Genomic DNA, 20,397 nt, shown 5'->3' on the forward strand with positions numbered 1-20,397 from the left:
AATGATCCGCCGGCCTCTTTTTTTGTGCCTGGATTCCGGCCGTTAAGCGCGAAACCAGTTGTCGATTAGTCGGCCCATTTGAAGGGCAGACCGCGCGCGTTATAGAACGCCTGCTCTGAGACTTTCGCGTAGGCGATCGACTGCTTGCGGAAGGTGATGATGGAATCCATGACTTCGCGGCTCAGATTATCCGCTGAAGCAAGGTCGCCAATGACCGTCCCCGCAAGTGTGCCGAGCGCGTTCAGCACGTCGTCCGGGAACTTCTTGAGCGTCACGCCATGCTCGCTGACCAGCGTGTTGAGTGCGCCGTTGTTCTTGGCAACAAACTCATTCAACACGTAACTGTTTGCGTAGGCATTGGCGGCCGCTATGACGGCTTTCAAATCGTCGGACAGTTTTTCCCAGGCGCTCAGGCTGACGAAGTTGTCGAGCAGCGTGGCCGGCTCGTGCCAGCCTGGGTAGTAGTAGAACTTCGCGCTCTTGTAGAGACCAAAGGCCAGGTCATTGTATGGCCCGACCCATTCCGTTGCATCGATTGCGCCGGACTGCAGGGCCGGAGGAATTTCGCCGCCCGGCAGATTGACCACGTTGCCGCCGGCCGCTTTGACGACTTCGCCGCCAAGGCCGGGGATGCGCATCTTCAGGCCCTTGTAGTCCTCCAGAGAGTTGATCTCTTTGTTGAACCAGCCGCCGGCCTGAACCCCCGTATTGCCGGAAGCGAAGAACTTGCAGCCCAGTTCGCTGTAAATCTTATCCGCCAGTTCCTGACCGCCGCCAAATTGGATCCAGGCATTCTGCTCCTGCGCATTCAGCCCGAAAGGTATGGAGGCAATGAACTGTGTGGCAGGAATTTTGCCCTTCCAGTAGTAAGGGGCGCCATGCCCCATCTCGATGGTTCCATTGGAAACCGCGTCCATCGTCTCAAACGGCGGCACGATCTCGCCGCCGCCGAACACCTCGACCGTTAGCTTGCCGCCGGAAGCGCGTCCGATGAACTCCGCCAGTTTGTTGGCGCCGGTACCCAGGCCGGGAAAATTCTTAGGCCAAGTCGTTTGCATGCGCCATTTCATCAGGCCTTGCGAGATCGCAGGTGCTGGCAAGCTTGAGGCCGCGACGGCGCCTGTCGCTGCAGCCGTCGTAACTGCGCGCCTCATAAACTGACGACGTTTCATGTCTATCCTCCCCGAATTGGATCAATGTCTTCCAGGTGACTTGTATTGAGTGTTTCGACCTTACCCTAAACACCGTGCCGCGAGAATAAGCGCGGGCAGGCGTGGACGCAACCAAGCCGATAGAGCCAAGGGCAACGAAATTCGGACTAATTTTCGGGTGGTGCGGCAAATGAAGGGGGCGTGGAGGACAGAACCTGCCAGGAGCCGTCGACAAGACCCTCAAGCGGCTGAAACCGCGTTTTGTACGCCATCTTACGACTATTTTCTATCCAGTAGCCGAGATAAACATGCCGTGCAGCGGCCTGCTCAGCCCTTCGAATCAGCCACAAAACGACGAAGGTACCGAGCGATCGCCGAGCTTCTGCCGGCTCGAAAAAGCTATAGACGGCGGAGGGGCCGTCTGCCAACCAATCCAACAGACACACCGCCACGAGACGCCCCTTGGAATCACGGAATTCCGCCAATCGCGTATCGATATCACTCGATTCTACCATAGAGCGATATTCCTGTTCCGCCATGCCGGCCATTTCGCCGTCCCCGTGGCGGGATTCGATGTAGCGGTCGAACAAGGCAAACTGTTCCTCTGAGGTCTTGTTGGGACCGAGCTCCACCGAAAGATCGGCATTGGTCCTCGCAATTCTTCGCAAAGACTTACTTGCCTGGAAGCGGTCGACGACAACCCGGACCGGTACGCAGGCATTACAGTTTTCGCAGGCCGGGCGGTAGGCAAACCGATGGCTGCGCCGAAGGCCGGCAAGCGTGAGCCGATCATAGGTCGACTGGGCGAGGGGGCCGCTTATCTCGGTCAGCAGCTTCCGTTCCATCTTGTTTTCAAGGTAGGGACAACGGGTCGGCTCAAGCACATAGAACTCCTGCAGGGGGCCGAAGCCTTCCTCGTCAGTGGAGAGCGGCGTGCGCGCTGTGCGATCTTGCTTCATGCTCTTTTTCGTTCTGCTTCCCGTGCGCTCAATTGTGCCCGCCGTGTCTAATCAGCTGCATCGCTTGCGGGCATGCTCGGGTAGCCGAAGAAGGCTGTGCCGAGCTCCGCGTGTGTTCTGATCAAGCGGACCTGAATCCAGTCGATAAACTCGTGGAGGCCTCTGCTTACAACTTCGTCCATGTTGGTTTCATCCAAAGCTGCGCAGAGTTCGTCCAACTCTTCGAGCGCCTTGCTGCCACCTTTCAGGCGATACCTCGATCGCAACTCGGTGAGGCGAGTGTCAATCTCGCGCACGCAGGCCCTTACCGATCGGGGAAATTGAGAATGGAACAAGAGGAAGCTGCCGACAGCATTCTGATTGAGGCCGCTGGGGTAGACGCGGCGGAAAGCGTGATATCCAGCCGCAGAGCGCAGTACGGCGTTCCACTGGCTTACATCAAATGGCGATCCAACAGACTCTTCCTTGGGTAGGAGTAGGTGGTATTTGACATCGAGGAGACGGGTCGTTTGATCTGCGCGCTCGATGCAGCGTCCGATCTGATAGAAGAACCATCCTTCGTCGCGGTAGAAGGTCCCTTCTGTGATTCCTGTATGCGTCTGGCAAGCCTCTTTAACGGAATTGCAAAAGCGTGCCAGACGCGGCTCTGTGAGCTCTTCTCGCTTCAGGCGCCGGATGGTGTTGGAGAAGATGTTGAGCTGTATCCACATCTCCGTGGAAATGAGTGGCCGGAGGGTGCGTGCATTTGCGCGCGCCGCATTGACCACCGAGATGATCGACGTCGGATTGCTTTGGTCAAGCGTGTAGAAGTATAGGACGCGATCTGCATCTGCTTCTTCGTGGAGCTCGGAGAAGCGTTCCTCGTCGCGATAGAGCTGCAGGATCGACTGCCAGTTCTGCCAGCCTCTTGAGTCCCTACTGAATGTCTCATTGACATCCAGAATTCTGGCCAGATTTTCAGCTCTTTCGATGTAGCGAGCCATCCAATAGATGGCTTCGGCATAGCGCGAGAGGAGTCTACTCAAGAACCCAGGTATCCTTTGAGCCCCCGCCTTGGGAGGAGTTGACGATAATTGATCCTTCAGTCAGAGCGACGCGTGAGAGACCTCCCGGCAGTACCCAGGTCGAACGGCCGGTTACGGCAAACGGCCTCAGATCGACATGTCTGGCGCCGACGCCTTCGTCGGTAAGAGTCGGGCAAACTGAGAGGTTGATCATTGGCTGAGCTATATAGTTTGCGGGATCAGCAAGAACGTCCGCTCTGCACTTCTCCAGCTCCGCTTGGCTTGCCCTTGGGCCAACCGTGATCCCGTAACCGCCGGCTTCGCCGACAGGCTTCACGACGAGATTGGCAAGGTTGTCGAGCGTGTAGGCCAAACCCTCGGGCTCCCGGCAGATGTGAGTGTCGACGTTAGAGAGGATCGCTTCTTCGTCGAGGTAGTAGCGAATGATCCTCGGCATGTATGCATAAACGGCCTTGTCATCCGCCACGCCCGTTCCGATCGCATTGGCGAGCGTAACGTTTCCTTTCTTGTAAGCGGCCATCAGTCCCTTGGCGCCAAGTACGCTGTCAGGGTTGAAGGCCTCCGGATCAAGAAAGTCGTCGCCAATGCGCCGGTAGATAACATGGACGGGATGAAGGCCGTCGATGCTTTTCATATAGACACGGTCGTTTTCGACCACAAGGTCGCTTCCCTCTACCAAGGGAACCCCCATTTCGCGCGCAAGGAAGATATGCTCGAAGTAGGCCGAGTTGTATGTGCCAGGCGACAGCAGAACAACTTGAGGGGAGGGTATGCCCTCCGGAGCCACATCAACCAAGGCATCGTGCAGTTTTTGACCGTAGTTCGAGACCGGACGAATGCCGATGTTCGCCATGAGGTCGGGAAAGCTGCGCTGCATGAGATGCCGATTCTCAACCACATACGACACCCCGGAGGGACAGCGTGCGTTGTCTTCCAGCACAACGAAACGACCATCGTCGCCGCGAACCAGGTCGGTCCCGTTGATGTGTACGTAGGTACCCTTGGTAACGTCGACATCTTTCATGGCGGGACAGTAGTTTGGATTGCCCTCAACCAACTCGCGGGGAACGACCCCGTCATTCAGGATCTTCTGGTCGTGATAAATATCCCAAAGAAAGAGGTTCAGTGCCGTCACCCGCTGTGTGACGCCGGTCTCGATCACCTTCCAGTCTTCCGCGGAGATCACTCTTGGAATGACATCGAAGGGCAGTATCCGGTCGATGGCATCTTTTTGGGTGTAGACTGTGAAAGTGATTCCGAAGCTGTAGAGCTCCAGTTCCGCATCCCGCGCCCGGCCGCGCAGGTCACCGAGATCGAGCGCGCCGAGCAGCTTGCGGATCCCCTGGGTGTGCTCGGCTGGTCGATCCTGGCTCCCCAGCATCTCGCAGAAGAACCCTGCGGGATCATAGGCTACCAATGGCCCAGAAGCGGCCGCGCCTGTATTTCCCAATTGTACTTCTCCCCGCGCCTTGTTCGGCCTCTTCGACCGTGTGACCGCCCTGATCTGCCTGGATATTCACCCAGAACTTAGTGATTTCCGGAATTATGGCAGGGAAACTGCCGGTGAAGCCAGCACTCAATGCACCACAGCCGTTCCGAGCGTCTGGCATGGCTCCATGGACCCTAGGGCGTAAGGGCGCTCAAGCCCTTAGTCGGATGATGACGGTGTTTGCCAGGATATCGTGAAGGGTCCGCCCACGCTCGTTGAAGAGCGCGACCAGCAGGATCAACCATGCTGTGAGGCTGACCGTCACATAGAATAGTGCTGTAACAATGATCGCCTGCAAAGGATTCAGGGGGCTGCCCTCCCAGGCCCGTGCCTCCAGGCCGAACAGGCGCATCCCAGGCGTGGCTCCGCGGGATGCCAGGAAGAAGCTATGATAGGCAATCGGCCAGAGAGCCAGGATGATGGCCGCCAAGGGGCTGAGCAGCCCCAGTGTGAGAAGGCCCATGACCGCAAGGATAAAACCAAGACACAGCCCAATGGTGGCGACGATTACGATATCAATCAGATAGGCAAGACAGCGGCGCGGAAGAAGCCCGACATAGAGAGACGGTGCTTCGCTCGGCGATGGCGGAGCGCCAACCCAAGGTCGGTGCAGTGGTCTGTCTGTTTGATGCATGGAGGAAGCCTAGTCGAGGTGAGAGGATAGCGGCAAGCGCTGCTTTCCTTGGCCCCGCTTCAGCCCGACTTGCCGTCCGATTGATAGACCGGTTCGTCACTTCCCGCCGCTTGTCGCAAGAGGACAATGGAGATGCGGCGGTTCCGCGGCGAGAAGGGGTCGTCTTTGATAAAGTGCTCTTGATCCGCTCTGCCGACCACCGAGACGATCCGCTCCGCGGGTAGGCCCGCGGCAATCAGAGCCCGCCGGCTTGAGTTTGCGCGGTCGGTCGACAGTTCCCAGTTCGAGTACCCGTTGTCCGATGCAAAGGGCGTGGCGTCGGTGTGCCCTTTGATGGCAACCGAGTTCTCCAGCTTACCGATCGCGTTGGTGACCAGGGCCAGCAACCGTTGCGTATGCGGATACATATCAGCGGAACCGGATGCAAACATCGACTTACCTTCCTGGTCGATAATCTGGATCCGCAGCCCTTCGGGTGTTTGGTCAACGACAAGATTTTTGGCGAAGTCGGCCAAGTCCGGAACCGACTGGATCGCCTGACGCAGTTCTGCTTCTGCGGCATCAAAGCGTTCTTGCTCCAGCTCTTGTGCCAGGCGGTCGACTTCATTCGAGCTGACCGGCTGGGTCTCTTCGCCGGGGTTGTTGGCCATCTGCTGGCGTTCGCCGGGTTTGCTTCCCTCTGTCGGGTCTTCGACAGGGTCCTCGACTTGATCCTCTGTTTCCTGGCTGGCGCCGGGCAGGGAGACGGTGACACCGACCGGCGAGGTATCGTTCGAGAGCGCTCCTTCGGAGGTCATGGTCTGGCCACCCAACACACCATCGGAGCCACTGGTGCTTTGAGAGACGCTTTCCGGCGCGAAAGCGGTGACGGGGGTGAAGTACTCGGCGATGCCGCGCTTCTGCTCCTCCGTGGTCGCATTGAGCAGCCAAAGCAGGAGGAAGAAGGCCATCATGGCGGTCACAAAGTCGGCATAGGCGACCTTCCAGGCGCCACCATGGTGGCCGCCACCGACCTTCTTGACCTTCTTGATGATGATGACCGGGGCGACATCGTTCGCTCCTGCTGCCATATCGACCTACCCCGTCTTTTTAGCTGACCGGGGGAAGGGCGCCGACCGCCTCTTCAACCTCATAGAACGTCGGGCGGTCATGACCCACCAATGCCTTGCGGGCAAACTCCACAGATACGGCGGGCGCAGAGCCGTGCATGTGCGCCAGCAGTCCCGCCTTGATGACGTGGAGGAACTTGATTTCGGCGTTGTAGACCGCTTGTGCCTTGGATGCCGTGGGGCCGAGGAAACCATAGGAAACCCAGACACCCAGAAAGGTGCCGACCAGGGCGCCACCGATCAGCTTACCGAGGATCTCCGGCGGTTCGCTGATCGACCCCATGGTTTTGATCACGCCCAGCACGGCTGCGACGATACCCAGCGCCGGCATGCCGTCCGACATCGCGGTCAGGGCATGGGCAACTTCCGAATGCTCGTGATGGACCAGTTCCAATTCCTCGTCCATTAGCGCCTCCATCTCATGCGGGTCCTCGGACCCGAGAGTCAGCATGCGCAGATAGTCACAGAGGAAGGTCGTCGCGGTATCGTTGGCCAGAACACCGGGGAACTGCTGAAAAAGAGCAGATTCCTGGGGTTTTTCAATGTGTTGCTCCAACCCCAGATTGCCTTTCGTCTTCGCCACTTTCAGGATTTGGTAGAGCAGCTGGAGCAGTTCCAGATAACTCTCTTTTTTGAACTGCGAGCCCTTCATGGCCTTGCCGAGGGCGCCACCGGTCGCCTTAAGAATGTGACTGGGGTTGGCGATCACGTAGGCGCCAATGGCCGAGCCGACGATGATTACCACCTCGAACGGCTGCCATAGGACGCCAAGCTTTCCGCCCATGGCCATATAGCCGCCGAGCGTACAAGCGATGACCATCAAAGTGCCGACAATTAGCCCCATAAGGCCCCAATCCGTAGTCTATGGCTGGCGATCAAAGGAGCTTCGAAGTTCGCGGATTTGGGTTAAGAAGTGGTTTAGTTTGCTTCGCTATCCGTCATAAATGGCTGGATTGCAGTGGCTTTTGGGGCTGGGATGGCACTAAGATCCGCCGCGCGAGCCGAATTCTGTGATTTACCGGATGATGATATGAGCTTTAATTCCCTCACCTTTCGTGAGGCCATGGGCCGATTTGCCACGGGGGTCACCGTCGTTACCACGCGCGATTCCGCCGGGGGAAACTGCGGTGTAACAGTTAATTCTTTTGCGTCTGTTTCGCTGGACCCGCCGCTGGTCCTCTTTTGCCTGGATCGGGCAGCGATGAGCTTTGATATCTTTGGCGATGCCGAGCGGTTCGCGATCAATTTCCTATCCGCCGACCAGCACGACCTATCGGTCCGTTTCTCGACGCCGACGACGGACAAATGGAATGGCGTTGACTACGACCTCTGGCCCTCAGAGCTGCCGGTGCTGAAGGGGTGCCTTGCCAACCTGGGATGCCTGAAAGATGCGGTTCACGATGGCGGAGACCACGTGATCATCGTCGGCAGGGTCGAGACCCTGCAGATAGACAATGCGAAATCACCGCTTGTCTACTATCAAAGCGGCTATCGGCAGATCGGCCAGTCGATCCAGCCGGCCTAGAGTTGGTGGTTTTAAGGGTATCGAGCTAGGCGAGCGCGTTTTGCAGGTCTGCGACCAGATCGTCCTCGCTTTCAATCCCGACCGAAAGACGCACCAGGCCGTCGCTGATGCCTAAGTCGGCACGGATTGATTCGGGGATCGAAGCATGGGTCATGATTGCCGGGTGCTCAATCAGGCTCTCCACGCCGCCGAGACTCTCGGCCAGGGCAAAGACCTCCACACGCTCCAGGAAACGTCGGGCTGTGTCCAGGCCACCCTTCAGGATGGCGGTGACCATGCCGCCGGGAGCATCCATCTGATGCTGTGCCAGATCATACTGAGCGTGGCTCTTCAGGCCCGGGTAGTAGACCTTCTCGACCTTCGGGTGTGCTTCCAGAAAGTCCGCCACCGTCTGGGCATTACTGCAGTGGCGTTCCATGCGCAGGGCCAGAGTCTTGAGGCCGCGTAGCGCAAGGAAGCTGTCGAAAGGTCCCTGAACGGCACCGACCGCGTTTTGCAGGAACGTCAGCCGGTCAGCCAACTCGGGGCTTTCGCCAACCACCAAGACGCCGCCGACCATGTCTGAGTGGCCGTTCAGATACTTAGTTGCCGAGTGCATGACCAGATCGAAGCCAAGTTCGAGCGGCCGCTGGACCCAGGGAGACGCGAAGGTATTGTCACAGGCACAGATAAGGCCGTGCCTCTTTGCGATCGCGGCGACCGCCTCCAGATCAACGAGTTTCAGAAGAGGGTTGGTCGGTGTCTCGACCCAGATCATTCTGGTTTCAGGCCGGATGGCGGCTTCCAGCTGATTCGCATCGGAGAGATCGACGAAAGAGAAATCAAGTCCGGCTGAATGCTTGCGCACGTTCTCAAAGAGGCGGTAGCTGCCGCCGTAGAGATCGTCCATCGCGATGATGTGGCTGCCGCTGTCCAGGCAGTCCAGGGTGGTCGCGATTGCCGACAGGCCAGAGGCAAAGGCAAAGCCTTTCTGGCCGCTTTCCAGGTCCGCAATGCAGCGTTCGTAAGCCATGCGGGTTGGGTTCTGTGAACGGCTGTATTCATAGCCCTTGTGGACGCCGGGGCTCTCCTGGACGTAGGTCGACGTCGCGTAGATCGGCGGCATGATCGCGCCGGTCGTCGGATCGGGAGACTGGCCGGCATGGATGACGCGCGTGGCGAAAGCGGGTCGATTTCGGCTTCTGGTCGAATCTGGCATAGCGGTTATTTCATCCGTCGGCGGAGGTGATTCAGCAGGTCGATGCGGGTGATCAATCCAAGAAAGCTGTCGCCGTCGAAGACAATCGCCACCCGATCCTGGGCGAAGATTGGCAGCAATGCATCGAGTGGCTGCTCGGCACTGATGGTTTCGAGTTTCGCGGTCATGGCGCTGGAAACCGGATCCTTGAAGCGCTCATCGGCGCCGAAAACCCGCAGCAGGATGTCACTTTCATCGATAATGCCGGCAATTTGGCCGTCGTCATCCATGACCGGCAGTTGGGAGATCTCATAGAGCTTCATGCGGCCGTAGGCGACGAGGAGGTTGTCCCCCGGTGCGACCGTGACGGTTCCGTGCTCGTCGTGCCTGCGGCTGATCAAATCACGGAGATCGCCTTTCTGCGGCCGCTCAATGAAGCCTTGATCGATCATCCAGTAGTCGTTGAACATCTTCGACAGGTACTTGTTTCCGCTGTCGCAGACGAATGTGACGACCCGCTTCGGCTCGCTCTGCTCGCGGCAGTATCGCAAGGCGGCGGAAATCAGGGTGCCGGACGACGATCCTGCAAGGATCCCCTCGATCCGCAACAGGTCCCGCGCCGTTGACAAAGACTCGCTGTCGGGAATCACGTAGGCGTTCTTGACGGAGGAAAGGTCGCAGTTGTCCGGCAGGAAATCCTCACCAATACCCTCGACGATCCAGCTTCCGACCTCATCCTTCAGCACGCCTGTCTTAACGTAGTCGGCCAGGATCGACCCTTCAGGATCGGCAAGTACCATCTCCGTCTTGTCGGAAACAGAGGAAAAAAAGCGCGACAGGCCGGTAATCGTTCCGCCTGAGCCCACGCCGCAGATCATGGCATCGAGGTCATGGTCCATCTGCTCCCAGATCTCGGGGCCTGTGGTGGTCTGATGAGCCTGTGGATTTGCGGGATTAGAGAACTGGTCGACAAAGAAGGCCCCGGTCTCAGCGGCGATGCGTGCGGCTATGTCCTGATAGTATTCAGGGTGCCCCTTGCCGACGTCCGAGCGCGTGAGGATGACGTCAACGCCCAGGGCCCGCAGATGGAAAATTTTCTCCTGTGCCATCTTGTCCGGCACGACGAGGGTCAGGTGGTAGCCCTTCTGCGCTGCGACCAGGGCAAGCCCGAGGCCCGTATTGCCGGCGGTGGCTTCGATCAATTTGCCGCCCGGCTTCAGGGTTCCATCCTGTTCCGCCGCCTCGATCATGGACTTGCCGATCCGGTCCTTAATCGAACCGCCCGGATTTTCACTTTCGAGCTTCAGGAAGAGGCGGCAAGGGCCGGTGTCGATCTTGGTGACCTCAATCATCGGCGTGTTGCCGATACGGTCCATGACGCTGTGAAAGACGGCGCCGTTTGGGGCCATTGTCGATTCCTCCCGGATAGAACAGCGACGGCTCTAGAGCTTCTTGGCTCTATCCCCTACGGGATTAGGCGGCGGGCCGCAAGGGTCCGGGTGCCTTGCCGGCTGTCAAAGAACGGTCACTGGGTTCCCTGGGCCGAGATATCGGACAGAATGCGGGTGGGAAAGCCGTCGGCTTTGAGGCTGGAAACGACCTCGCCGACATGCTCCGAATTGCGGGTTTCCAGCACGACGTCGACCTCAGCCTGCTTCGCCGGCACGTCGTAAAACAGCCTTTGGTGGTATACCTCGATGATATTGCTGCCCGTCTTGCCGATCAGACTGGCGATCCGGGCGAGAACGCCGGGACGGTCGATGATGCCGATCCGGAGCCGGACCATGCGCCCGTCGCGGATCAAGCCACGGGTCAGAATGCTTGAGAGAAGCTTGAGATCGATGTTGCCGCCGCAGATGACGGCGACGACCTTGCGGCCGGCGAAGCGCTTCGGGTTTGCCAGGAGGGCGGCGACCCCCGCCGCACCGGCGCCTTCGGCGATCAGCTTTTGCTCTTCCGCCAGGCGCTGGATGGCGCTTTCGATATCACTCTCGGCAACGATGGCAATGTCGTCAACCAGCTTGTCGATAATCGCCCGCGTCAGCTTTCCTGGGACCTTGACGGCAATACCGTCGGCCAGGCTTTGGCCGCCGGTCATGGTTTTCACGCCCTTGATCGAGTCGGACATGGAAGGGAACAGTTCACTCTCCACACCGATCATCTGAACCGAAGGATTGGCATCCTTGGCAACCGTCGCGACTCCCGACATCAGGCCGCCGCCGCCGATGGGGACGATAATGGCCTCGACATCCGGGCAGTCCTCCAGGATTTCCAGCCCTACGGTCCCCTGTCCGGCGATCACATCCGTATCGTCGAAGGGATGGACGAAAGTCAGGTTCTCCTCTTCGGCAATCTGATAGGCCGCTTCGGCTGAAGCATCCAGGGTGTCGCCAGTCTGCAGGATGCGGGCGCCAAAGGCGCGGGTCCGCTCGACTTTTGAAAAGGGGGCGAATTCAGGCATGACAATCGTCGCCGGAATGCCGAGACGTTGAGCGTGATAGGCGACTCCCTGAGCGTGATTGCCGGCGGACATGGCGATGACGCCGCGCTTGGCCTCGTCCTTCGAGAGATTGGTCAGCCGGATGTAGGCGCCGCGGTCTTTGAAGGAACCGGTGTGCTGAAGGTTCTCCAGCTTCAGGAAGAGCTCGCAACCAAGCTGCTCGGAAAGTCTGCCTGCACGCACAAGTGGCGTTCTGACGATCTGTCCCCGAAGCCGGTCGGCGGCACTGCGAATCTCTTCCAAGGTCGTTGTCATGGTGGCCCTTCCATCTGCCGTGCCGTCCCGCTTGTGCTGTGCCGGCGGTGGGCCTCCACCGGCCGGCTTCAGAGCCCTTATTCTGGCCGCGGTATTAGCTTTAGCTGTTCTGCGACCGCCCAGGTTTCCGGGGCCAGCGACACGTTCAGGCCGTCGCGCCAACGATAGGACAGGCTGCCATAGAGGTCGGAGAGAGGGTTGCCCGACTGTCCCGTGGCGATCATGAAACGCGAGTTATCGAGATCCGCCAGATCATAAACCGCCCGGTAACCGGCCCCATGAACGTTCTCGAAAAGGCTGTCTTCAGCCCCTCCAAGCCTTGCGGAGGCGCGGTTTATGGTGTCGTCGCTGCCGTCGGTTTCCACGTTCTGTGCGAAAATCGTACTGACAACCGGGATCCGGCTCAGGACCGGATGGGGAAAGCGTGCGCTGTGAGCCTCTCCCCAGCGCCACTGCGCCATGTCGCTGCCGAAGCGTGCGGACAGGCTGTCCAGCGCCAGATCGAGGGCTGCCTCAATCTGGTTGTCACAGGTTTCCGCGATCTCCGTGGTGATATCGTCACACCACGGGCTTTCTTCGCTGATCAGGCGTTCGACAGTATAGATGCCGCCATTGAGGAACTGCCGATACTCGCCGCCCAGTTCGTCCGCCAGAAGCTTACGCCCTAGGGCCCAGACCCAGGCCTGGAGGATGAGCGGTTCCGGCGCGTTGCGGTGCATGCGGTAGTCCCAGGCACGCAGCATCGAGACAGCGGCAGCGCTTCGTTCATCGCCGGCCGGGACCGAGAGAAGCCGCGGCAGGATGCGCTTCGCACCGTTGGCGACAATATCCTGCTGCAGGATCACCGAGTCCGCCACGGTATGCGTCCCCTCTTTGCCGTCCAGAACCGCGGCAAGCCGTTCCGCCCGATAGGGGGCCGGCCAGTCGACGGCGATAAGATGCGGATAGCTGTCGGGTACGATCCTGTTGTTCGCGTTGATCAGAAGATCGCTACGGGGATTGATCACCGAGGGCAGTTCCTCGAAGGGCACGAGACTGATCCAGTCGAAGGCGCCGTTCCATCCGGGGACCGGATGCTGACCGTTACCGGCCCGCCGGACCGGGACGCGCGCGGGCGCCGTAAACCCGATGTTGCCGTCGACATCGGCGTACATAACGTTCTGCTGCGGTGAGTGGAACTGGCGCAAGGCAAGCTGGAATTCGCCCCAGTCGCGGGCGTGGTTCATGCCGTAGAGGGCGTCAGCGGTACGGTCATCGGTCCGCAGTGCCGGCCAGGACAGCGCCAATACGGCTCCCGTTTCTGCGGAACCTGCCGGAATCACATCGCTCATCACCGGGCCATGTCGGGTCTCGCGGACGATGAGGCGTACGGCGTCGCCGTTTCGAACACGGATAACCTCGTCCCGGGTGGTGAAGGCCAACGGCCCCTCCGGTGACTCGTAGCGGTCAGGGTCATCGGCCAGAAGCCGCTCGATGAAGAAATCCTGGGTGTCGCTATGGGTGGTCGTCAGGCCCCAGGCCAGCCTTTCATTGTGGCCGAGAACAAGGAAAGGAACGCCGGGTGCCGTGGCCCCGGCCAGAGTAATACCGGGCGCCTCCAGGCGTGCTAACAACCAGGTGCCAGGCGCGTTGAGCGAGAGGTGCGGATCGTTGGCGAGGATTGGCTTACCGGACTCGGTCAGGGATCCGCCCAAGGCCCAGGCGTTGGAAGCGCCGCTCGGCTCCAGGCTGGGCGGCAGCAAGGTCGCCAGTTGTGTGGCGACGCTTTGATCAATCAAATCGGCCCGACCGCGCAGTGTCATCGGCGCATCCTCAGGATAGGCTGGCCAGAGTGCGGCGATCATTTCCGGACTGAAGCGCCCGGCCAGGCGTGTCCGGCTGAGCTCCGAGCGCCAGTTTTCCGAAAGGCGCAGTGCCATAAGGCGTCCCCAGAGGAGCGAGTCCACGGTCGTCCAGGGTTCGGGCTCATACCTGAGGATCTGGAATTCGAGGGGCAGGGGGCCACTGCGGGTTTCCAGAAAAGCGTTCACACCCTGGGTATAGGCATCCAGGGTCGCGCGGGTGGCCGGGGTCAGGTGGCTGAGGTTTGCCTCGGCCAGCTTGCGGAAGCCCAGCGTGCGGAAGAATCTGTCCAGGTCCAGCGTCGCTTCGCCGACAACCTCCGAAAGGCGCCCACTTGCGGTTCGGCGCATGAAGTCCATCTGCCAAAGGCGCTCCTGCGCGTGAACAAACCCGAGGCCCCGATAGAGATCCAGCTTGTTTTCCGCGCGGATGTTGATCAGGCCATCACGGTCTCTGAGGACGGTGACCTCCGCCGTCAAGCCTGGAAGGGATAGCTCGCCTTCGGTCGTCGGAAGAGAACCTTGCAGCCAGAAATAACCAGCAATGCCAACCACGACGACAAGGCCCGTAATCGTGCCGAGCATCCATAAGACGACCCTTAAGAGCTTTGGCATCTTGTTCCTATCGATTCCGGATTAAAAAGGGGGCAGGATTGCTGCATCCTAGACTCTCTTATGCCGTGGATTGATTGGATTGCCGTAGGGCCGATTTACAACGCCAACCGTTAAGGCATTCGTACGACAGGAGCAAGCTTCCGGCCAGGGCAGGCGTCCAGCCGGACAGATCCGCGCCGAGAGAAGAGAACGCGGGCTCTGATTAACCCTCAAGAGGATCAAAAGCATAACTTGAGCTGAATCATTGTTGCCCAATTTGCCGGCTGGTAGTCAATAAGAATACCAATAATCTCAACGGGGTAGCAATCGATGCCGAAAGGACTCAGAACGTGGTTGCCGGTTCTGCTGGTCGGCGTGCTGGTCCTGGGCTTTCTGTTGAACTTCAGGGAGGCGCCGGTTCGGGAGCCCGACGCCGCGGAGGTGGCCTACAGCGAGTTCAAGAGCCTGTTGCGGGAGCGCCGGATTGAGGCGCTGACAATACATGACGACCAGGCTTTCGCATCTTTGAAGGAGAATGACAGCTCCCAGGCGGGTGAAGAGTCATCTCAGATAGTCACCACTCTTCCAAAGATGCAGGACCCCGATCTCTTCGCCTTGATTGAGCAAAGCGGGGCTGATCTGGTGATTCGACCGGATGAGGCGGACGAAAACAATTGGCTCGTCGGCTTGCTTCCCTGGCTGATTTTTCTGGGGATCTACATCTGGTTCTGGCAGAGGATGCAGAGCAACCTTGTCGGACGCTTTGGCGGGCGCGACCCCTCGGACTTTCTCACCGGCTCGGCAAAGAAGGAATCCAAGGCGGTGCGCAAAATCACCTTTGATGATGTCGCCGGGCAGGACGCCGCCAAGCGCGAGGTCGGCGAGCTGGTGGACTTCCTGAAAGATCCGGAGCGGTACCGCCAACTGGGCGCAGAGGCGCCGCGTGGGGTGCTGCTGATGGGGCCGCCGGGCACCGGGAAAACGCTTCTGGCAAGGGCTTTGGCAGGAGAGGCCGACGTCGCTTTCTACCATACCTCCGCGTCCGAGTTCATCGAGATGTTCGTAGGGGTCGGCGCATCGCGTGTCCGCAAGATGTTCAGTGAAGCCAAGGAAAGGGCGCCCAGCATCATTTTCATCGACGAGTTGGATGCCGTGGGCCGAGTCCGCGGCACCGGCCTTGGTGGCGGAAACGATGAGCGTGAGCAAACCCTAAATCAGATTCTGTCGGAAATGGACGGTTTCTCTGGCCACGAAGCGGTCATTGTGCTGGCGGCGACCAATCGGCCGGACGTTCTGGACCCAGCGTTGCTGCGGCCCGGCCGCTTCGACCGACATGTGACCCTTGAGCTTCCGGACCGGGAGGCGCGCGCCGCAATCCTGAAAGTTCACACAAGAAAGTTGCCGCTGGCGCCGGATGTCGACCTGTCTCTGCTTGCCGCGGCGACGCCCGGATTCTCCGGTGCAGATCTGAAGAACCTGGTCAACGAGGCGGCTATGGCTGCGGCGCGCAGCAATGCTCACAGCATCACCTGGCAGCACTTCGACGAGATGCGCGACAAGGTGATGATGGGCTCGGTGCGCAGCCTGGCGATTCGCCCCGACGAGCGCCACCGCTTGGCGGTCCATGAGGCCGGTCACACCATTGTTGCCCACTTCCTCCCGCACGCCGACCCGATATACAAGGTCACGATTATTCCGCGCGGCCGTGCATTGGGGGGAACCCACATGCTGCCGGAGGAAGAGCGCCACACCCTGCCTGTCGACTACCTCAAGGATCGGCTGACGGTTCTGCTGGCGGGGCGCAGTGCCGAACAAGCCTTGCTCGGCGACGTGAGTTCTGGCGCTGACGACGATATCCAGAAGGCCACTCAGATGGCACGGGCCATGGTGGCGCGCTGGGGGATGTCGGAGGAGATCGGGCCGGTCGACCTGCGCCAAAGTGACGAACATCCCTTCCTGGGCCGTGAGATCGCTCAACCGCGCCGTTTCAGCGAGACAACTGCGCACGAGGTGGATAAAGCGGTCTCTGATCTCCTGCGTGGGTCGGCTGAAAGGGCGGACGCTATCATCGGCGCCAACCGAAAGGCCATGGAGAACCTGGTCAAGTGCCTCGAGGCGCAGGAGAGCCTGGATGCCGACGAGGTTGAGGCAGTCCTGGGCCCGGCGGTCAACAGAGGTGCGGCCGCTTAGCGCGGGAGATTGTCCCTTGCCGCCTTAACCCGGGCTTTCTATAGATGTTGCCGGACCGCTCCAATGGGGAGCGCAACGTCACCATAGGATGCCGGGGCTTCTTTGATCATGGCGGAGGTACGCAAAGCACGTCTGAATTGTCTGTCTCAATCAGGCTTTCATGAGATTTCCTACCGCATCTATGGGCCGGATCACCCGGTCCCGATCATCTGTGTTCACGGGCTGGGCCGCAACGCGCGCGATTTCGATTCTCTCGCCATGGCTTTGGCTGCGGCAGGACGGCGGGTTGTCTGCCCCGATATTGTCGGCCGAGGCGAGAGCGACTGGCTGCGCGCGCCGATGGACTACGGCTACCCGCAATATCTGGCGGATATGAACAGCCTTATCGCCCGCCTTGACTGCCGGGCCGTGGATTGGGTCGGAACGTCTATGGGTGGTTTGATCGGCATGATGCTGGCCGCCTTACCCGGAAACGCGCTGCGCCGCATGGTCGTCAACGATGTTGGAGCCTTTATCCCGAAAGCCGCTTTGCTGCGTATTCTCGACTACTTCGGCAAGGATCCGAGCTTCAAGGACACCGCAGCGGCGGAGCTGTACTTTCGCCAAGTCTACAGCGGTTTTGGTGACTTGACGGATGCGCAATGGCGACACCTGACGGAAACGTCTTTGCGCAGGGCCGATGGGCAGTTGCATCTTCACTATGACCCAAAGATCGCGGTGCCGTTTCACGCACAGGATATCGACGATGTTGACCTCTGGGCCCTTTGGGATGCAATTACCGCTCCGGTACTGCTGTTGCGCGGCGCCGACTCCGATCTCTTGACCGCGGAGACGGCCGAGGCCATGACCGGGCGTGGCCCGAAAGCGGAACTGCTGGAGTTTCCGGCCTGCGGGCACGCGCCGGCACTCCTTGATCCGCGACAGATGGCGCCTGTCTTGGAATGGTTGGCGGTCGAGCCGTGAAGCTCGGTTCTCCTGATGAAAGTCGAAAGCAGGAGATGGAGTCTTCCTTGGCGCCCACTTCTTATGTCCCCTCGACGTTTAGGGCCCGGGCACCGTGGTTCGGCGGTGACCTGCAAACCCTGCGCAACTTTCTGCGTCGACCGGCAATCGATCTCAGCCCTTGGCCCGAGCGCCGCCTGGAACTGGCGATGCATGACGGCAGTGGCGACCGGCTCGTTGCAAAGCTCCACGGACCGGCGCCGCCGAAGCTGGGTCTGGTCGTCCTTGTCCACGGCCTGACAGGCTGCGAAGACAGTTTCTACGTTCGTGCCTCGGCGCAGCAGTGGTTAGGCGCCGGCTACAGCGTTCTGCGCTTGAACCTGCGCGGAGCGGGGCCTTCGCGACCGCTTTGCATCCAGCAGTATCATGCCGGGCGCAGCGGTGATCTGCGCGACGCTCTGGTCTCTTTAGAGGCTCACGATCCCAGCCTGTTTGACCAGGGACTTTTTCTGGTCGGCTATTCGCTGGGCGCCAATCTGCTCCTTCGTTTCCTAGCTGATGATGCCGCGGCTTTTCCTGTAAAGGGCGCGGCCAGTGTTTCCGCGCCGATCGATCTGAAGGCCGCACAACGCCGTATCATGGCCGGTCGCAATTGGGTCTATCACAGATATCTGCTGGATCGCATGCGTGAGGAGGCGCTGGCGGCACCCGTTCCCTTGAGCGAGAAGCATCGGCAGGCGGTAATGAGTGCGGGTTCGGTCTATGCTTTTGATGATCAGGTCGTTGCTCCCGCGAACGGCTTTGCCGGGGCGGAAGACTATTACGCCCGCTGTTCCGCTCAGCGTTTTCTCCCACAGATTGCTTTGCCGACTATTGTCTTACATGCGGACGACGACCCCTGGATTCCGGCGGACAGCTATCGCCGCTTTGACTGGTCGCAGAACGAAGCGCTTTCGCTGGTAATGCCGCCGGCGGGTGGCCACGTCGGTTTCCATGGTCACGGTAGCAAGGTGACTTGGCACGACAGAGAGACTGGCCGCTTTTTCGCCGCAGTCACTGGGCGATAAAAAAACGGCCGGCATGGATCTGCCGGCCGTTTTATACAGTGCCTGGGTGCCGTCAGCTATTGGGTTGCTTTACGATCCGCAGGTAGGGTTTCACTTCGTTCCAGCCCTCGGGGAAGAGCTCTTTCGCCGCATCGTTATTCACGGCCGGCACGATGATGACATCCTCACCCTGCTTCCAGTTCACCGGTGTGGCGACCTTGTGCTCGGCTGTCAGTTGCAGTGAATCGATGACGCGCAAGACCTCGTCAAAGTTGCGCCCCGTGCTCATTGGATAGGTGATCATCAGCTTCACAGCCTTATCGGGCCCGATGACATAGACATTTCGCACGGTCGCATTGTCCGCTGCGGTACGTCCCGAAGCGCTGTCACCGGCACTGGCGGGCAGCATGCCATAGAGCTTGGCCACAGCCAGGTCGGAGTCGCCGATCATCGGGTAATTCGGTGCCGTGCCCTGGGTCTCTTCGATGTCCTTGGCCCAGCGATTGTGATCGTCAACGGAGTCAACACTGAGGCCGATGATCTTCACATTGCGCTTCTCGAACTCCGGCTTCAGTTTGGCGACATAGCCGAGTTCCGTGGTGCAGACCGGGGTAAAGTCTTTGGGATGGGAAAAAAGAACCGCCCAGCTGTCGCCAATCCAATCATGAAAACTGATCGGCCCCTCGGTCGTCTCTGCCTTAAAGTCCGGTGCGGTTTCGCCTATCTGCAAAGCCATCGTCCAATCCTCCATCTGAATGAATGCATCTGTCTGTTGGGGGGTAACCAGCACTGCAGGGCCGGACCGCAACAAGTACAAAATACAACTGGTCGATTTTTAGCGGGATTCAACCACGCTTCAGAAGCGCTGCCGCTTCAGGCGCCGAATAGCTGAGAATGGCGTCTGCGCCCGCACGTTTGAAGGCCATCAAGGCCTCCATGACTGCTTTATCATTGTCCAGCCAGCCATTCCCCGCCGCTGCCTTCAGCATCGCGTATTCACCGCTCACCTGATAGGCCGCCGTTGGCACGGCAAACTGTTCCTTTACCCGCCGGATGATGTCCAGATAGGGCATCCCCGGCTTGATCATGACGATGTCAGCGCCTTCCTGAAGATCAAGCGCCACTTCGCGCAAAGCCTCGTCACTGTTCGCCGGATCCATCTGGTAGGTTTTTTTGTCGCCAGAAAGGCTGGTGCCGGATCCGACCGCTTCGCGGAACGGGCCGTAAAAGCAGCTCGCGTACTTGGCGGCATAGGCAATGATGTTGACCTGCGTGAAACCGGCGCCATCGAGCGTCTCGCGAATTGCGCCGATACGTCCGTCCATCATGTCCGACGGGGCGACGACATCGCACCCGGCCTGCGCCTGAATAAGCGCCTGCTCGCACAGGACCTCCACTGAAGGGTCGTTCAGGATTTCGCCGTCCCGCACCAAGCCATCGTGCCCGTCGGCATTGTAGGGATCCAAAGCCACATCACAGATGACGCCGATCTCTGGAAAGGCCTGTTTGATCTTGCGCACGGCGCGGCAGACGAGATTCTCGGGATTGACCGCCTCGCGACAGTCCGAGGTTTTCAGACGATCGTCGGTGTAGGGAAAAACGGCGATGGTGGAGAGGCCCAACGCGCTTCCGCCGCCGACGGCATCCACCAGGCAGTCCAGACCCAGGCGATCCACGCCCGGCATTGCGTTTACCGGCAGACGCCCGTCTTCGTCATGGACGAAGATCGGCCAGATCAGATCATCCGTGGAGAGGGTGTTTTCCGCCACCATGCGCCGAACCCAGCCGGCGCGCCGGTTGCGCCGCATCCGGACCTGTGGAAAGGCGCCCAGGCTCTCGGGTTGGCTTAGCGGTGCTGTGCTGTCATCACTCGGGACAGCACGAAGGGACAGGCCTTCTTTTTGCGGTTGGTCGGTCATGAACCTCTCCTCGGCGCCCTTGTTCGATCTCGGTTTGGGCA

The 20,397-nt window shown here is 59.7% G+C and carries 17 protein-coding genes; 4 read left to right on the top strand and 13 right to left on the bottom strand.

Annotated elements, in window-relative coordinates; all coding sequences use genetic code 11:
- Positions 1 to 65 precede the first annotated feature (65 nt).
- The 7 genes from ACP146_RS09175 to motA all read right to left on the bottom strand — a co-directional run bounded on the left by ACP146_RS09175 (position 66) and on the right by motA (position 7,211).
- Positions 66 to 1,172, bottom strand: coding sequence for a TRAP transporter substrate-binding protein (locus tag ACP146_RS09175; RefSeq protein ID WP_422366454.1), 1,107 nt, complete (start codon positions 1,170 to 1,172; stop codon positions 66 to 68).
- Between the two features lie 146 nt (positions 1,173 to 1,318).
- Positions 1,319 to 2,110 carry an arginyltransferase gene (locus ACP146_RS09180; protein WP_422366455.1) on the bottom strand — a complete coding sequence of 264 codons (792 nt, stop codon included), beginning with the start codon at positions 2,108 to 2,110 and terminating at the stop codon, positions 1,319 to 1,321.
- 47 nt (positions 2,111 to 2,157) lie between these two features.
- Positions 2,158 to 3,135 carry an alpha-E domain-containing protein gene (locus ACP146_RS09185; RefSeq protein ID WP_422366456.1) on the bottom strand — a complete coding sequence of 326 codons (978 nt, stop codon included), beginning with the start codon at positions 3,133 to 3,135 and terminating at the stop codon, positions 2,158 to 2,160.
- On the bottom strand, positions 3,128 to 4,516 hold the full coding sequence (locus ACP146_RS09190; RefSeq protein WP_422369634.1) for a circularly permuted type 2 ATP-grasp protein: 1,389 nt from the start codon (positions 4,514 to 4,516) through the stop codon (positions 3,128 to 3,130). Before ACP146_RS09190 ends, ACP146_RS09185 begins: the two co-directional genes overlap by 8 nt.
- A gap of 259 nt (positions 4,517 to 4,775) precedes the next feature.
- Complete coding sequence (locus tag ACP146_RS09195) at positions 4,776 to 5,258, bottom strand: RDD family protein (protein WP_422366457.1); 483 nt, start codon at positions 5,256 to 5,258, stop codon at positions 4,776 to 4,778.
- Between the two features lie 59 nt (positions 5,259 to 5,317).
- Entirely contained in the window at positions 5,318 to 6,328 is a 1,011-nt protein-coding gene (locus tag ACP146_RS09200; RefSeq protein WP_422366458.1) for a flagellar motor protein MotB, read from the bottom strand.
- Positions 6,329 to 6,347: 19 nt separating this feature from the next.
- Positions 6,348 to 7,211 (bottom strand): flagellar motor stator protein MotA, encoded by an 864-nt coding sequence (gene motA / locus ACP146_RS09205; RefSeq protein WP_422366459.1) that lies wholly within the window; start codon positions 7,209 to 7,211, stop codon positions 6,348 to 6,350.
- A gap of 132 nt (positions 7,212 to 7,343) precedes the next feature.
- On the opposite strand from motA, the gene ACP146_RS09210 reads away from it, so the two are divergent.
- Positions 7,344 to 7,892, top strand: a complete 549-nt coding sequence (locus ACP146_RS09210; protein WP_422366460.1) for a flavin reductase family protein — start codon at positions 7,344 to 7,346, stop codon at positions 7,890 to 7,892.
- A 25-nt stretch (positions 7,893 to 7,917) separates the two neighbouring features.
- On the opposite strand, the gene ACP146_RS09215 is transcribed toward ACP146_RS09210, so the two are convergent.
- The 4 genes from ACP146_RS09215 to ACP146_RS09230 form a co-directional block, all read right to left on the bottom strand.
- Positions 7,918 to 9,090, bottom strand: coding sequence for a trans-sulfuration enzyme family protein (locus ACP146_RS09215; protein WP_422366461.1), 1,173 nt, complete (start codon positions 9,088 to 9,090; stop codon positions 7,918 to 7,920).
- Between the two features lie 5 nt (positions 9,091 to 9,095).
- On the bottom strand, positions 9,096 to 10,478 hold the full coding sequence (locus ACP146_RS09220) for a pyridoxal-phosphate dependent enzyme (RefSeq protein ID WP_422366462.1): 1,383 nt from the start codon (positions 10,476 to 10,478) through the stop codon (positions 9,096 to 9,098).
- 116 nt (positions 10,479 to 10,594) lie between these two features.
- Complete coding sequence (locus ACP146_RS09225) at positions 10,595 to 11,824, bottom strand: threonine ammonia-lyase (RefSeq protein WP_422366463.1); 1,230 nt, start codon at positions 11,822 to 11,824, stop codon at positions 10,595 to 10,597.
- A 77-nt stretch (positions 11,825 to 11,901) separates the two neighbouring features.
- Positions 11,902 to 14,250, bottom strand: a complete 2,349-nt coding sequence (locus ACP146_RS09230) for a penicillin acylase family protein (protein WP_422366464.1) — start codon at positions 14,248 to 14,250, stop codon at positions 11,902 to 11,904.
- Between the two features lie 339 nt (positions 14,251 to 14,589).
- Between ACP146_RS09230 and ftsH the strand changes: the two genes are divergently transcribed.
- The 3 genes from ftsH to ACP146_RS09245 all read left to right on the top strand — a co-directional run bounded on the left by ftsH (position 14,590) and on the right by ACP146_RS09245 (position 18,458).
- Entirely contained in the window at positions 14,590 to 16,449 is a 1,860-nt protein-coding gene (gene ftsH / locus ACP146_RS09235) for an ATP-dependent zinc metalloprotease FtsH (RefSeq protein ID WP_422366465.1), read from the top strand.
- A gap of 108 nt (positions 16,450 to 16,557) precedes the next feature.
- Positions 16,558 to 17,412 (top strand): alpha/beta fold hydrolase, encoded by an 855-nt coding sequence (locus tag ACP146_RS09240; RefSeq protein ID WP_422366466.1) that lies wholly within the window; start codon positions 16,558 to 16,560, stop codon positions 17,410 to 17,412.
- Positions 17,413 to 17,459: 47 nt separating this feature from the next.
- Complete coding sequence (locus ACP146_RS09245) at positions 17,460 to 18,458, top strand: YheT family hydrolase (protein ID WP_422366467.1); 999 nt, start codon at positions 17,460 to 17,462, stop codon at positions 18,456 to 18,458.
- 52 nt (positions 18,459 to 18,510) lie between these two features.
- On the opposite strand, the gene ACP146_RS09250 is transcribed toward ACP146_RS09245, so the two are convergent.
- Both ACP146_RS09250 and hemB read right to left on the bottom strand, forming a co-directional pair.
- Complete coding sequence (locus ACP146_RS09250; protein ID WP_422366468.1) at positions 18,511 to 19,173, bottom strand: peroxiredoxin; 663 nt, start codon at positions 19,171 to 19,173, stop codon at positions 18,511 to 18,513.
- A 109-nt stretch (positions 19,174 to 19,282) separates the two neighbouring features.
- Positions 19,283 to 20,356, bottom strand: a complete 1,074-nt coding sequence (gene hemB, locus ACP146_RS09255; protein WP_422366469.1) for a porphobilinogen synthase — start codon at positions 20,354 to 20,356, stop codon at positions 19,283 to 19,285.
- Between the last annotated feature and the right edge of the window lie 41 nt (positions 20,357 to 20,397).

This window comes from Pelagibius sp. (assembly GCF_965249265.1).
GTDB lineage: Bacteria > Pseudomonadota > Alphaproteobacteria > Kiloniellales > Kiloniellaceae > Pelagibius.